Source organism: Streptomyces hyaluromycini (assembly GCF_002217755.1).
In the GTDB taxonomy this organism is placed as follows: Bacteria; Actinomycetota; Actinomycetes; order Streptomycetales; family Streptomycetaceae; genus Streptomyces; species Streptomyces hyaluromycini.
In genome coordinates, this window is record NZ_BCFL01000031.1 from 1 (window position 1) to 13,769 (window position 13,769).

At 67.8% G+C, this 13,769-nt stretch carries 9 protein-coding genes and 6 pseudogenes; 9 read left to right on the forward strand and 6 right to left on the reverse strand.

Features of this window, described 5'->3' with window-relative positions; genetic code table 11:
* Both SSP29_RS60490 and SSP29_RS41525 read right to left on the reverse strand, forming a co-directional pair.
* Nucleotides 1-270, reverse strand: a pseudogene (locus tag SSP29_RS60490) (hypothetical protein); the annotation flags it as partial.
* 477 nt (nt 271-747) lie between these two features.
* Nucleotides 748-2,364 (reverse strand): purple acid phosphatase family protein, encoded by a 1,617-nt coding sequence (locus SSP29_RS41525; RefSeq protein WP_150135929.1) that lies wholly within the window; start codon nt 2,362-2,364, stop codon nt 748-750.
* A gap of 467 nt (nt 2,365-2,831) precedes the next feature.
* On the opposite strand from SSP29_RS41525, the pseudogene SSP29_RS41530 reads away from it, so the two are divergent.
* The 4 genes and pseudogenes from SSP29_RS41530 to SSP29_RS41545 all read left to right on the forward strand — a co-directional run.
* A pseudogene (locus SSP29_RS41530) lies at nt 2,832-3,051 on the forward strand (transposase); the annotation flags it as partial.
* A gap of 50 nt (nt 3,052-3,101) precedes the next feature.
* Nucleotides 3,102-3,919 (forward strand): IS5 family transposase gene (locus SSP29_RS57380; protein ID WP_089106147.1). Its coding sequence is split into 2 segments (ribosomal slippage): nt 3,102-3,450 and nt 3,450-3,919, totalling 819 coding nucleotides; the frame shifts between segments, so codons are not numbered across the junction.
* 165 nt (nt 3,920-4,084) lie between these two features.
* Nucleotides 4,085-4,588: a GNAT family N-acetyltransferase gene (locus tag SSP29_RS41540; RefSeq protein ID WP_089106148.1), complete on the forward strand. Its 504-nt coding sequence runs from the start codon at nt 4,085-4,087 to the stop codon at nt 4,586-4,588.
* A gap of 266 nt (nt 4,589-4,854) precedes the next feature.
* Nucleotides 4,855-5,595, forward strand: a complete 741-nt coding sequence (locus tag SSP29_RS41545) for an IS5 family transposase (protein WP_174856052.1) — start codon at nt 4,855-4,857, stop codon at nt 5,593-5,595.
* On the opposite strand, the pseudogene SSP29_RS41550 reads toward SSP29_RS41545, so the two are convergent.
* Together SSP29_RS41550 and SSP29_RS41555 are read right to left on the reverse strand one after the other, a co-directional pair.
* Nucleotides 5,552-5,908: pseudogene (locus tag SSP29_RS41550) on the reverse strand (hypothetical protein); the annotation flags it as partial. The gene SSP29_RS41545 and the pseudogene SSP29_RS41550 sit on opposite strands and share 44 nt — an antisense overlap.
* Entirely contained in the window at nt 5,847-6,440 is a 594-nt protein-coding gene (locus SSP29_RS41555) for an alpha/beta hydrolase (protein ID WP_368669287.1), read from the reverse strand. The pseudogene SSP29_RS41550 and the gene SSP29_RS41555, both read right to left, overlap by 62 nt.
* 97 nt (nt 6,441-6,537) lie before the next feature.
* Here SSP29_RS41555 and SSP29_RS61625 point away from each other — a divergent pair.
* The 3 genes from SSP29_RS61625 (at nt 6,538) to SSP29_RS41575 (ending at nt 9,992) form a co-directional block, all read left to right on the forward strand.
* Nucleotides 6,538-7,616, forward strand: a protein-coding gene (locus tag SSP29_RS61625) for an IS630 family transposase (protein WP_438363839.1) whose coding sequence is annotated in 2 segments (ribosomal slippage) — nt 6,538-7,018 and nt 7,018-7,616 — 1,080 coding nt in all. Because the reading frame shifts where the segments join, the coding sequence is not laid out codon by codon here.
* 223 nt (nt 7,617-7,839) lie between these two features.
* Nucleotides 7,840-8,148 carry a transposase gene (locus tag SSP29_RS41570; protein ID WP_150136020.1) on the forward strand — a complete coding sequence of 103 codons (309 nt, stop codon included), beginning with the start codon at nt 7,840-7,842 and terminating at the stop codon, nt 8,146-8,148.
* Nucleotides 8,149-8,354: 206 nt separating this feature from the next.
* A complete protein-coding gene (locus SSP29_RS41575) occupies nt 8,355-9,992 on the forward strand; it encodes a Clp protease N-terminal domain-containing protein (protein WP_089106151.1) in 1,638 nt (545 codons plus the stop codon).
* Nucleotides 9,993-10,027: 35 nt separating this feature from the next.
* On the opposite strand, the pseudogene SSP29_RS61630 reads toward SSP29_RS41575, so the two are convergent.
* Nucleotides 10,028-10,759, reverse strand: a pseudogene (locus tag SSP29_RS61630) (transposase).
* A gap of 602 nt (nt 10,760-11,361) precedes the next feature.
* Here SSP29_RS61630 and SSP29_RS41595 point away from each other — a divergent pair.
* A complete protein-coding gene (locus SSP29_RS41595) occupies nt 11,362-11,754 on the forward strand; it encodes a nuclear transport factor 2 family protein (protein WP_368669288.1) in 393 nt (130 codons plus the stop codon).
* A 24-nt stretch (nt 11,755-11,778) separates the two neighbouring features.
* Here the strand turns inward: SSP29_RS41595 and SSP29_RS57395 are convergent.
* Nucleotides 11,779-12,546: pseudogene (locus SSP29_RS57395) on the reverse strand (transposase); the annotation flags it as partial.
* A gap of 731 nt (nt 12,547-13,277) precedes the next feature.
* Between SSP29_RS57395 and SSP29_RS41605 the strand changes: the two are divergent.
* Nucleotides 13,278-13,736 (forward strand): annotated as a pseudogene (locus tag SSP29_RS41605) (ABC transporter ATP-binding protein); the annotation flags it as partial.
* Nucleotides 13,737-13,769 lie beyond the last annotated feature (33 nt).

A 13,769-nucleotide genomic window follows, 5' to 3' on the forward strand; every position in this document is an offset into this window, starting at 1 on the left:
CCAACTGAAATGACGTCTTATCCGGAAGAGTTCCGCGAGGACGTCGTGCGGGTCGCGAGGAACCGCGGTCCGGGCGTGACGGTCGAGCAGGTGGTCGTACTCGGCCTCGCCCATCGCGCCGGTGTAGCCGTAGGAGGCGGCGTTGAGCTTCTTCTCCTTGCCGGTGACGTAGGTGGAGGGCCGTACCCCTGAGGTGTGCCGCCCTTGCGGCAGATCGTCGACGGCAGGTTCGCCTGGGTGACGGCCGGGGAGATCGCGCCCGGGGTGCACGCCGGGTCCTCCAGCGGCTCGCCCTTCTCGTAGCGGTAGTGGCACGTGCCGGCGGCCGGCCGCTGCTGCACCGTGTACTTCTTCAGCGGGCCGGCCCCCACCACGATCGCCCGCGCCGCGCCGCCCGCCCCGCTCGTACCGGCGGCCCCCACCGCGATCGCCCGCGCCGCGCCGCCCGCCCCGCTCGTACCGGCGGCCGCCGCCGAAGCGCTCGCGCTCCCGGACGGCGACAAGCCGCTCAGCGATCCGGTCTTGCAGCCCGCGGCCAGCAGGCAGGACAGCGCCACGATCGGCATGGCACGACGGGTGGACAGTATGACGGCCCCTCACGGTACGGCGACGGCTGAGCAGATGCTGCCCTACCCGGCCTGCGCCGTACCGCGCGGGGTATGGCGCGCAGACGCACACCCGGCGTACAACCGTCGACGGACCTCAGCACTACAGGACCGGGACAGGAGCAGGTTTAATCGCGGTGGGTCAGGGCTGGCCGTGGCCGCCGTCACTACGACGGCGTTGGAGCGTGAACTTCTCGAAGACCGACAGCTCACCTGTGGGCGTGATGATGTTGTAGTAGGTGACGTGGATGCGGGTCATGTCACCGGGGTGACGGCCGGGGTCGACGGCGAACTCGGCGAAGCCGTACGGATGCTCCGCGTCGCGGACGCCGATCCAGACCGCCGTCTCCTTCTCCTTGACCGAGTTGAACTTGCCGACGTGCTCCATCTGGACGTATGCCGAGTGATGCCCGTGACCATCGGCGTCGTCGGTGGTGAAGCTGTTGTTGGTGATGCCGGACACGCCGCCACCGCCGAGGACCATGTGAGTGGTGCCATGCTCGCTCTCGATCACGTCGAGTGCGGTCTGGCTCGGGTTGGGTGTGAGGGTGACGCTGCCGGGGACGACGCCACGCACCGCCAACGAGCGCTCGTAGTCGTGCTCGTGGCCACAGACCACCAGGTCGACGCCGTACTTGTCGAACAGCGGGCCGTACGCCGCGCGCAGCGCGACATCGGGGCCGTTCGCGGCGGTCGCCGAGCTGATCATCACCTGGTGCATGCAGATGACGATCCAGTCGATGGCCTTCGAAGCCCGTGCCGACTTGAGCTCCTGCTCCAGCCAGGCGAGCTGCCGACCACCGGAGTAGCCGTTGATGTAGATGTCGCCGCCCTCCTGCAGGGCGATGTCGTCGTTCTGCAGGGAGATCACCTTCACCGCGCCGACCGTGAAGGAGTACCAGAGGTTGTCGAGTTCGGGCTGGGTCTCGGTCGAGGGCAGCTCGAAGTAGGTCTGGTAGGCGTCGAGACCGAGCTTGCCGTTGCCCAGCTCGATCTCATGGTTGCCCGCGGCCGGCATCCACGGACGGAATCGCGCTGAGCGGCTGTTGTTGGCGAGGAAGTCGTGCCAGACGCGGATGCGGTCGGGCCCGGTGTTGGCGTAGCAGAGGTCACCGTTGAGGAGGTGGAACAGCGGGCCGACCTTCTCGATGCCGGTGACGATGTCGGCAGCGGCGGGCGTGGCGTTGGGCTCGAAGTCCCGGCCCGAGGCGTCGGCCGGGTTCGCTCCGGTCTTCCACGTCACACTGGGCGCACCCTGGTCGCCGAAGCTGGTGAAGGTGAACGGAGCTCGGCCGGACGGCGCCGTGTGGAAGGTGCCGGCGTCGGGGGTGGCGCCGTCGTGCTGGGCCGCGTACAGGTAGTCGGTGTCGGCCTTGAGCTTGCTGATCAGCGCGTGATGGACCCAGACGGTCCGCCCGGAGGTGCCGTCCACGTAGGTCTTCGTCGTCGCATGCACTGTGGAGCCGAAGCCGCCACTCAGCGTGCCGTAAACGACCCGGGGGTTCTTGACGACCGCGTCGGTGACCCACGAGACGACCATCTGGCTGCGTGGGTCGGCGCCGAAGGTCAGGTGCAGGCCCTGGACGGGGGTGGTGGCCGAGCCGGTGGTGAGACCGGTGACCTCCGACTCCGCCGGGACCGCCTCGGCGGTTCCGGCGCCGAGGACCAGTGGCCCGGCGGCGGCGCCGGACACCGTCGCGCCGAACAGGCCGAGCGCGTTGCGACGAGAGATTCTGGTTTGCTTGGGTTCTTCGGACATTCCAGGGGCCTTTCGCGTCGTCGGGTGCAGTCGCACACCGACCGGACAGCAGCGCTCCGAACCTGACAGCGGGCTGCGGCAGGTCAGCGGTGCGCGCACTCACGGACGCTAGGAAGCACGGTCGACCGGAGTGGTGAGACAGGTATGAACGCCAGATGGCGGTCACCGCAACGGACGGCAATGCCCGGCGGCCTGGCCCTGTCCTGGCTAATGCCGTTGGAGCGGTTGGGGTGTTCGGGCGCGCTCCCGTCAATCGTGATGAAGTCGACGCCGCGAGGCCCGCGCTTCACCTCGTCGGCACAGGGTCTCCGCGACGGTTCGATGTCCCGGTGCGGAACGTCACGTCGGAAGGCCGCGTAAAGCTCAACCCGCGATCGCTGCCGCGGCATCGGTACGAAAGATCACGCGAGGCCTGGCGCGAGTGCCAGCAACCGTTGCGCAACCACGACCTGCACTCCCTCTCCAGGCGCAGCTGGCTGCGCAAGCGAGGCATCCCGCACCGCATCGCCCGCAAGGCTAGAGTCCTCCACCCGGCTCGGCCGGCGCCGCTGGACGATCGAACGCACGATGTCCCGGCTGGGCGGCTGCCGCCGTCTGCACCGCCGCTACGAACGCAAGGCCGAGCACTTCCTGGCCTTCACCGCTATCGCCTGCAGCCTCATCTGCTACCGCAGACTCACCAAATGAGAGGACGTCTTGGACCGTGTCCTACGTGGTGAGGCGGACGTTGACTCGGTATGGGGCGGGGAACGTGGAGTTGGATCGTGCCGGACGGACTGTGGGAGATCGCGAAGCCGCTGATCACACCGTCAAGGGTACGGCCGCAGGGCGGCGGAACGCAGGACACGCCTGATGAGACGCTGTTCGCGGCGATCGTCTACGTCCTGGTGAGCGGTTGCGCCTGGCGGGCGTTGCCCCCGTGCTTCGGGATATCGAAGTCGACCGCTCACCGCCGGTTCCTGATCTGGTCCAGAGCCGGCGTCTGGGGCCGCCTGCACGAGGCCATCCTGCACCGCCTCGACGACGCCAGCCTCATCGACGTCACCCGCGTCGTCCTGGACACCGCCCACGTCCGCGCTAAAAAAGGGGCGAACACACAGGTCCGAGCCCCGTGGACCGGGGCAAGCCGGGTTCCAAGATGCACATCCTGTCGGACGCGAACGGACTGCCCCTCCTCGTCGGCGTCTCGGCCGGCAACACCCACGACAGCGAAGGACTGAAGCCCATGGTGACGGGTCACCAAACGAGACACGACCCGCATCGCGGCCGCTACTTCAAGCCCCAGCGCCTGCACGCGGACAAGGCGTATGACCGGTCCGATCTGCGGAAATGGTTACGAGGCAAGCGCATTGGAGTCCGGATCGCCCGCAAAGGCATCGAGTCCAGCGAACGATTGGGCCGTCGCAGGTGGGTGATCGAGAGGACGATGTCGTGGCTGTCCGGCTACCGCAGACTCAGCCCCCGCTACGAGCGTCATCCCTGCAACTACCTGGTATTTCTCGGACTCGCCGCGGCCATCTGCTGCTACAAGCGCCTCGTCCGCCTCACCACGTAGGACACGGTCTTAGAAGCCGTTGCCATACCGATCATGGAGTCTGTCGATCGAACGGGAGTCTCGATCGGGTGATCGCGGGCACTGCCCGGCATGAGAGCAGGGCCTGGCGGTATACGGGGAAAATCCAGGGGAGCGGACGGCCGCGCGCTGCTACGGTCGGGCGCTATGAGCTGGCTCCCCGATGACTTCGTCCATCCCGTCCTGGTACCGCTGCCGGGCAGTGGTCATCACCTGCGGCCGATCCGGGAGGCGGACACCCCGCTCGACTATCCGGCTGTGATGGGTTCGCGCGAGCGGCTGTGGACCATCTTCGGCCCAGCCTGGGGCTGGCCCGCGGCCACCATGACCTACGAGGCCGACCAGGCCGACCTGTTGCGGCACGAGAGGGAGATCGCCGCACACCAGTCTTTCAACTACGCGCTGTTCGACGCGGCGGAGACAGCTCTGCTCGGCTGCGTCTACATCGACCCACCGGAGAGGGCCGGCGCGGACGGCGAGATCTCCTGGTGGGTGGTGGACGAGCTGGTGGGCAGCAAGGTCGAGCAGGCCCTCGACGAGCTGGTGCCGCAGTGGATCGCCGCCGACTGGCCGTTCGAGCAGCCGCGCTTCCTCGGCCGCGAGATCTCCTGGTCGGACTGGCTCGCCCTGCCGGAGCACCCCGACGCGTAAGTGGCTTTTGTCGTAATGCTCTGGGGACTTGGTGCTCGAACGGCCGTCTCGATTGGGTGGTCGTCGGGTGCTCGGCGCATGCGAGAAGGGCCTCCTGAACAGCTCGCTGGTGTCGAATCACCGAGCATCAGGAGGCCCTGGTGTCGCAGTCTTGCGTGCCGATGCCCGTGCAGTCCACCGCGGGTACTCGGGAGTGTGCCTGTCTGGCTCACCGGTTCGGAAACGCTGCCGACAATCGCCTGCGAGAGCGTCGGTGTCCGAGCGACATGACGGACGCGGAGTGGGTGGTGGTGCGGCCGCTGCTGCCGGTGCCGGGTTGGATGCAGGGCCAGGGCGGGCAGCCGGAAGCGTACTGCCACCGGGCGATGCTGGCCGACTTCCCGCCGTGGGACCGGGTCTATGCGTTCTTCCGCCGCTGGCGCGATCGCGGCCTGGTCCGGGAGTTCCATGACCGGGTGCGCGGGCAGGTCCGGGAGGGGGCAGGGCACGATGCCCTGCCGACGGCTGGGGTGATTGATTCGCAGTCGGTCAAGGCGGATGCCGTGGTCGGCGCCGGCACCCGTGGCATCGACGGCGGCAAGCTGGTCAACGGACGCAAGCGGCACGTCGTGGTCGACACCCTCGGCCTGCTGCTGGGCGTGATGGTCACCGCTGCGGATGCGGGCGATCGCGCCGCTGCCCACATCCTGCTGGAACAGGTGGCTGCCGCTCACCATCGCCTGGCCCTGGTCTGGGCCGACGGCGGCTACACCGGCAGTCTGATCGAGCACTGCCTGGCCGCGTTCGCCCTGGTCCTGGCGATCGTCAAGCGCAGCGACAACATGAAGGGATTCGTGGTGCTGCCCAAGCGGTGGATCGTCGAGCGTCTCTTCGCGCACCTGATGCGAAGCCGCCGCCTGGCCCGCGACTTCGAGCGTCGTATCACCAGTGCCGAGGCGATGATCTACTGGTCGATGGCCGCCCTCATGACCCGTCGCCTGGCCCGGCCACACCGGGGCCGAGGGTGAACCGGCCGGGTGCGGGCTCGGCCAGCCAGCCTCGGGCGACCAGGCGTTTCGCCTTCGACCGCAATGCCTCCACCCGCGCCGGCACCACGTCCATGCCGAACACTGCGGCCATTTCCTGGCAGGTCAGCGGCCCCTGGCCGAGACGGACACGGTCCGCGAGGGCTTGAAGGATGCGCTGGTAGTCGACCGACAGCGCCGAAGAGGCGACCTCCTCACGCCACACCGGCACCTGCGATTTCGGGTTGGCCGCATCACGGGACGCCGGCTGCTTGTCCGCCTCCCGACGGGCGCAGCCACGCTGCGGTAAAGGCGCAGTTGCCGCCGCTGCTGCCACCGCAGATGCCCCACCGATCAGGGTCCTCGGTGATCGTGCACCGCTGTGTGACCTCGGGGATTATCTCGTCCAGGAGGAAACTGACGTACCGGTCGTCGAATGCGTCGTACTCGGTGTTGCGATTCTTCGGGTCCGCAGCCTCGGGCAAGACGCCGGGGTCGACGAACACGCCAATGGTGACTGGGATGTCGCCGCGGTGGACGAGGTTGTCCAGGACGATCGCGCCGCGGACCTCTCCTTCGGGATCCAGGTACCACCATCCGTCCTGGAACACCATCAGTGACGCCGGCTGTGCGGGGTCGTACTGGGCGGGCACGTGAACCCAGAACTTCCGGGAGGTGCCCGGGTGGATCGCGCTGTCGTCCCAGTCGAACTCGATTGTCTCGCCGACAGGCACGCCGGGCCGGACAGCCGAGTCGGGGCCGTGGGCGTAGCGGACGTCCGACTGGTCGACCGGCAGCGGCTGGTAGGGCACCTCGATCGTCACGCGGGCCAACCTAGGAGAGATCACGAGCTCTCTCAAAGGGGTTTACTGACCTTGGCGTTATAGCGTCTGGGTCTTCGTCGGACCTGGTGACAGGGTCCGTCGTGGCTGGTAGCCCGGAAGTATGCGGTATCCGGACGGGGGCGGGCTGACCGCCGAGCAGCGCAAGCGCCGCGAAGAGGTACGCATACGGGCTGCTGGCCTCTTCGAGGAGGGCGTGAAAGTCCCGTGCATCGCCCGGGAGTTACGGGTGAGCGAGAAGTCGGTCTACCAGTGGCGCCGTGCCTGGAAGGCGGGCGGGCGGGAAGCGCTGCGATCTCAGGGACCCCCGGGCTACGACTGCCGACTCCGCCCCGAACTGCAGGCCAAGCTCGCCGCCTGGCTGGAAGAAGGGCCGGCCGCGCACGGCTGGAGTGACGACCAGGTGTGGACCGCCGCACGGGTACGCACGCTGATCGGGCGGAAGTTCCACCTCTCCTACAGCGTCTCCGGAGTCACCCGGCTGCTGCACCGGATGGGCTTCAGCGTGCAGATGCCCGCCCGGCCCGCCGCCGAACGTGACGAGGACGCGATCACCTCATGGCGGGAGGCGACCTGGCAGGAGGTAAATTCCTCCGGGCGGCGACCGGCGCGTTCGTCTGCTTCGAGGACGAAGCGGGCGTGACCGGCCGTCCGCCCAAGGGCCGCACCTGGGGCCGACGCGGCAGCACCCCGAGGGTCAAGGTGTCCGGCCGCAGCCGGGGACGATTGCCGGCGGCCGGGCTGCTGTGCTACCGGCCCGGCCTGCCCGCCCGCCTGTGCTACCGGCTGCGCCGGCACACCGGCCGCAAGGGCGAGCGGCGCTCGCTCGGCGAGAGCGACTACATCCACCTGCTGGATGGCGCCCACCAGCTGCTCAAGGCCCCGCTGATCGTGGTGTGGGACCGACTGAGTACCCACATCTCCAAGACGATGAAGGCACTCGCGGCCGAGCGGGAATGGCTGACCGTCATCCTGCTGCCCGGGTATGCGCCCGAACTCAACCCGGTCGAGGGCCTGTGGGCGCATATCAAGCGCAGCCTGGCCAACCTTGCCGCCCGCACCCTCAGCGAGCTGGAGACTCTGCTGCGCAGCCAGCTCAAGGCGCTGCAGTACCGGCACAGCATCCTCGCCGGGTTCCTCGCCGGAACGGGCCTCGCCCTCGGCAGACCGAACTGTCCCTAAAACGCCGAAGTCAGTAACCCTGTCGGCGATCTTGGAGTTTGCCAGTGCGCCAGCATGGTCATCGGGCATGCTCGTGGCTGTTTCGAAGGCCAATGCAGTTGTCGAGGTGTCTGGCTCGGTTCACCAAGGGCCAGTGCCAGCCGTGTCCGGACCGGCCCCGGTGCACCAGTTCCCGCGAGAGCGCGCTCGGAACCTGGGCTTTCCCCCGTGAGAACTCCGCGACCTGCAAGTCCGCGTCCGAGCCGAGCAGCAGACCTCCGACTGGCAGGCCCGCTACGCGGTCCGCTCCGGGGTGGAGAGCACCATCAACGAGTTCGCTCACGGACACGGCATCCATCGCTGCCGCTACCGAGGTCAGCCGAGAGCCCATCTGACACACGGACTCACGGCCATCGCCATGAACATCGAGCGGCTCAGCGGCCTGCCACCGATCGAGGAAAGGCCCTCACCACGGCCGCCGACTGCCATTCAGACCTTCCTGGACCAGCACGGCATCCCCCGGTCGAAGTCCTGGCGAACCCTCGGCAACTGACCTCGACCACTCAAGATCGCCGACAGAGTCGAGCTCACTGTCGGCAGCCCAGGACGTCTGGGTCTGGGGGCGGTTAGGCTGGTTTGGAGCATCGGTTGACAACCGGGCATCAATGGCCTGTGGCACAGTGCCGCGTCGTGACCTGTACTCGCAAACAACTAGCGACCTGTTGTAGCGTCCCGCGGCTGCATACGAGGGGGTACCGGGTGGTTTTCGAGCGCTACAGCTACGATGCCCGCCGCGTGGTGGTCGAGGCGAAACACGAAGCACAGCGCCGCAACTGGGCGGAGATCCTTCCCGCGCACCTGCTCTACGCCATCATCGACGACACCCATGGGCTGGCAGGACGCCTACTGGCCATGTCCAGCTCCCCGCGGATCCGCGGGGAGCTGGACAGCGGCGTGCTCCCGGCACGCACCGGAGCCCCCCGCGACGAGCACGTCCCCTTCGCCGCCTCGACCAGGCAGGTCATCGAGGCCACCACGGCTGCGGCGGATGAGTTGCGGCACGCAAATATCTCCTCTCTCCACCTGCTGCTGGGCCTGCTGCAGGACACCGGAGTGGTCGGCGAACTGCTCGCCCGCCACGGCATCGCCCGCGAGCAGGTACTGCGCGGGTTCATGCTCGTCGGCGAAGTCCTCCGGGACTTGCCCCTGCACAGTTCGGTGACCCAGGCCCTGAGAGCCGCCGCCCCCACAGGGCCGCCGGTCGGCACCCGCGAACTGCTGGTTGCTCTTATGCGCGCCGACAACGCTGGGGAGTGGCACCGCATCTGGCTGCATTGCGGCAACGACGAGGCCGTCGCCGCAATGCCTTTCCAGGACCCGGAGCAGGGCCCGGGCGGGGCAGCCGCCGGGCTGTGGGAGTCGATCCCGCTCACCAGCGCCTGCGTCACCGCGTTGGAGGTCGCCGCACGCCTCGCCAAGCGGTACGACATGTGGCCGCTGCCGCCTGGACTGCTGGCGCTCGGTCTGGTCGCCGACGACACCTGCGGAGCGTCCCGTGCACTCGGCCAGGGATTGGGCCGCCTCGAATTGATCGACTTACTGCAACGCGCGATCCTCGGCACCACTCTGAGCGGACTGCGCACCGCCCTCCCCCAGATACTTGACGAGGTGAACCGCGAAAGGGCCGATGTGCCCCGCGAGGACGAGCAGCCACAAAGCCCCGCGCCCACCCCGCCGGCTCCACCAGGCCCCGCGGCAGTGCCGACAGGCACGCCGGGTGGACCTGTGTCGGCATGGTTTCCGGCATGCCCGCGCCACCAGACTGGTGACATGGTCCGCCTGGTCTCCAGCGTCTACGACGAAGGAACCGCCCGGACGGAATCGTTCGGCCCAGTAGCCGGTTCTGCCGGCGGCCACGTCTTCATCGGTGCCGCCAGACAGGTGGGGGGTATCCAGACGGCGCTGGCGAAGAGGCTGAGTCCGCGTCCAACACTGCAGCCGTCACCCGGTGTGCCCGTTCTGATGGCCTGCCTGATCGGCATCGTCGGGGGCATCATCGCTGCAGGTTTGTACGCGTCAGGTTCATCGACAGAGCATCCGAGCGCGACCCGGGCCGCTGCCCTCGGTTTCCTGGCGGTCATGGCGATCCCCGTCGTGGCGCTGCTCGCCGTGGCCAGCAAGATCGGATCGCGTCTTGCACGCGTTGAGAGCGGCATGGCCACGGCGATGCCTATGTGGCTGGCGGCCTGGTACTGCGGACGGTGTGACGGCGTGTTCTTCCCGCCGGGCGAATATCCCGAAGGGGTTATCCCGGACACGCTCATGCCGACGGCCGTTTTTCAGCAAGCGGTCTGGAGGGCCGGCGGTTTCACGTCTGAGGGGGATCCGGTCAAGTAGGACACGGACTCAGCTTGATTACTGACTTCGGTCCGTCAGGGTGATGCTGGGTCGTCGAGGGCCAGGCCGGTGTCCGCTATGAAGCCATCGAGGGTGGCGGACCGGTACTGAAGTCGTGTGAGCAGGTTGCGGACGAGGACCTCAAGCCGGTCGAGGGCGACCACGGCGAGGTTGGCCAGGCTGCGCTTGACGTGTGCCCATACCCACTCGACGGGATTGAGGTCCGGCGAGTAGGCGGGCAGTAGGAACACCATCAGCCAGGTCCGTTCGGCAATCAGCTCGCGTACGGCGTGGGAGACAGTGGTGTCGAGCCGGTCCCAGACCAGCACGATCGGCGCCTTGACGAGTTGGGGGACGCCGTCGATCAGCGCGATGAAGTCCCGCTCGCCCATGCTGCGGCGTCTGTCTTTTCCTGCTCGGTGGGTGCGCAGGCGATGCACAGCCGGGTCCGCGAGCCGGGCCGCACGGCGATCAGCCCGGCCACGGACAGGCGTCCCGAGCTCGTCGATGTGTGCAGCCAGCTTCTCCAGACAGCGCGGGGACAGACGGCATCGCGACCCGCTCGGGCCACGTGACACCAGCGCCTGCACGCCGCCTTCCCGCCGCAACTGGTGCCACTGATAAGCCGACTTCGAGCTCACCCGCAGACACCGTGCCACCTCCGGCGGCCTGACCTTCTGCTCGAACAACTCAGCCGCCTGCATCCGTACGGTCTCCCGGCGCTGACGTCCTGCAGGAGTCAGCCCGCCCCCATCTGCATACCTCACACACCACGGATACAGCCGCCACACCGGCCCTATCAGGAACTTCTACAGAGTTCGCCCTGACGAGCCGAAGTCAGTAATGCCCATGTCTCACGGCTTGACTTCTCCATTGGGAAGTCACTGCGGTTTCGAGACTCCGCCGACATACTCATTTCGCGCGCCCGCGTGATCGCAAATGCGCTGAACTTCGCTGTTAGTGGTGAAGAAGCCTCAGCCCGGCGCGCGCCAGCATGATCCGATGCTCGCGGCAGGCTTCCTCAACCTCGTCGGACCTGATGGATCCTCCTGGCTCTGCAATGTACTGAACGCCGTGACGGTGGGCCTGGTCGACGTTGTCGCGAAACAGCAAGGCGCTATCGGGTGCGAGAGCTGGGCTGTCCCGTAAGCCGTGCTTCAGCTGGCCGTGACAGGGCGCAGGTGGAGAAGTCGGTGGCAGGCTGACCGCCGGTAAGGGACGATCACGACGTGCACGGCCCTTCTCTTGCCGGACGCGTCCAAACGCGTCGAGTGGCGTGGTGCCGTGTTGGCGTCGGATCGATGCTCGGCCTGGCGCTTTCCATGTAGGGCCGGAGGGGACGCGTGTGTCGCTCGCTCTTGAAGATCGCTTGGCCATCACCGAACTGGTCTCGTTGCACGGTCATCTCGTTGACGACGGAAGCCTTGACCGGCTGGAGGAGTTGTTCACCGCCGATGTGGTCTACGACCTGACCGACTTCGGCCAGGAGCCGCTGTCCGGGGTGGCGGCCATCCGAGATGCGGCATGGGCGCTGGGGGCGGCCAACCCTGTCGCCCATCACGTCACCAACGTCGTCGTCACGGCATGGGCGGACGGCCGGGTGCAGGTCCGTTCCAAGGGGCTGGGTATCAAGGCGGACGGCTCCTGCGGTTCCGTCTCCTACGACGACACCGTCGTGCGTACCGCTGACGGCTGGAGGATCAGCCATCGCAGGGTCTCGCCACGCCGGACTCCCTTGGGCGGGATGACAAAGCCCGGCTGACCAGGCGCGTCCCACCTGGTCCCGGCCGGTGAGGACGACATTGTGCTGGCGGGCGATACCGAGCAGGGCACGGTGGACACCGTCGTCCTTCAGGCGGCAGTCGTGAAGGATCTTCCAGGTCTTCATGGGGGCGAAAACGTGCTCGACACGGGCTCGGACCTTGTGGTGGGAGGCATTGTGCTCCTCCTTCAACGCGGGAAGTGCGTCCTGCCCACGCTCGCGGCGGTGCGGGATGACCCGGTCCGTGCCCCGGTATCCACCGTCGGCGATGACAACGGCCTTACCGATAGTGGCCTTGGCTCCGGACAGTTCCCATGCCTTGCAGTCGTTGCGGTTGCCCGGCAGGGGCCGGCCGACGGCGACGACGAGTCGAGTGTCGGCGTCGATGACGACCTGATGGTTGGTGGAGTACCGATAATTCTTCGACTGCTCGGCGACCGCGTGGTCGCGGGTGGGGACCAGGGTGCCGTCCACGATCGGGACGGTCTCCTCGCGGAACCGTTTGCGCTGCCGCAGGGCGAGTAACGGCACGAGATGACCGATGATCCGGGCGGCAGCCGACTTGGACACACCGAACAGTGGGCCGAGCTGTCGCAGCGTCAGGTTCGTCCGCCACTATGCGGTGACCAGCAGGACCCGATCGTGCAGCGGCAGGCTCCACGGCCGAGCCTTGCAGGACGAGTCCGCGCCTTCGCGCCGCAGGGCGGTGACCAGCTTGCCGAACTGCCGCGGGCTCAGCCCGGCGAACGGGGCTGTCCAGGACGGCTCCGACGCCGTGATCACACCAGACACCACAAGATCGTCTCACCCGCGAACAGCCGCGCGGAACAGCCCTTGAATGGCGGAGGTGGGGGGTGGAGCACGGCAAAACATCTCCAGTCCCGAGCTGGCTGCCGGGGCCTGTCCGACCCACCCCCCATGGCCGCGAGTCCCTCACGATCTCCGTCCGGCCCATCACGCCGCACCGTATCCCGGAGCACTGACAACACTGGCGGCACGCAGGCGAGTGCTACGGAGTACCGCCATGGCAGTCGGCTGCAGCAGCCGAGTGGACCGGGAGAACGCGCCCGCCTCGTTTGAAGAGTTGTTCGGAATCCGTCTGGGGCACGGGACTCGTGTGGCGCGTAGTGGCGAGTCCACCGCCCCGCGGGGGCGTGTGGCCCGGCAGGTCGTCCGTCGTCGAATACGTGTGAGGAAATCAGGACTGGGTTGGATGCTTCGCCCTCTGCCATAGCGGATCAGACGGGCGGAGAAAATGTGCAACGGATGTGCAAGCGGTTCTCGGTCGGCGTGCTGCCCCGCAGGTCAGATGAGGTATGCGGAAGCGTGTGGACTGTCCCGGCAAGACAACTCGTTTGTTCGGGTGACATCCTGGGCTTGACCTGCACTGCTGCTGACCTGGGCGGATGTTCTGGCGGCATGTCAGTAGTTCCCGCGAGTTCCCTCGATTTCCCGGGATTTCCCGCGGAAATGTGCACTGGTTGTGCACTGGGCGCGGGGTCGGGGAGGGTCGGGTGACCAGGATCCCGGCGCTGACCGCCCGGCAGAACGTGGAGTTGCCGCTGCGGCTGGCCGGGCGGGAGATCGACGCGGCGGTGATCGACCGGGTCCTTGCCGAGGTGGGCCTCGCCGAGCGCGGCGGGCACCGGCCCGCCGAGCTCTCCGGCGGTCAGCAGCAGCGGGTCGCCATCGCCCGTGCCCTGGTGACCAGGCCGAAGGTGATCTTCGCTGACGAGCCGACCGGCGCGCTGGACTCACGCACCGCGCGTGACGTCCTGGCGCTGCTGCGCGGAGTGGTGGAGGAGCACGGGCAGACGGTGGTCATGGTGACGCACGACCCGGTGGCCGCCTCGTACGCGCAGCGCGTGGTCTTCCTCGCCGACGGTCGGCGGACCGGTGAACTGGCCGAGCCGACGGCCGAGTCCGTTGCCCTGCGGATGGCCCGGCTGGAGCCCGGTGGGAGCGAGACGAAGCCGCGCTGAAGATCGCCGCAGCCACCCTGCGCCACCGTCTGA

Coding starts and splice junctions, on each gene's coding strand:
- SSP29_RS41525 (WP_150135929.1), bottom strand. CDS start 2,364: ATGTCCGAAGAACCCAAGCAAACCAGAATCTCTCGTCGCAACGCGCTC.
- SSP29_RS41540 (WP_089106148.1), top strand. CDS start 4,085: ATGAGCTGGCTCCCCGATGACTTCGTCCATCCCGTCCTGGTACCGCTG.
- SSP29_RS41545 (WP_174856052.1), top strand. CDS start 4,855: ATGACGGACGCGGAGTGGGTGGTGGTGCGGCCGCTGCTGCCGGTGCCG.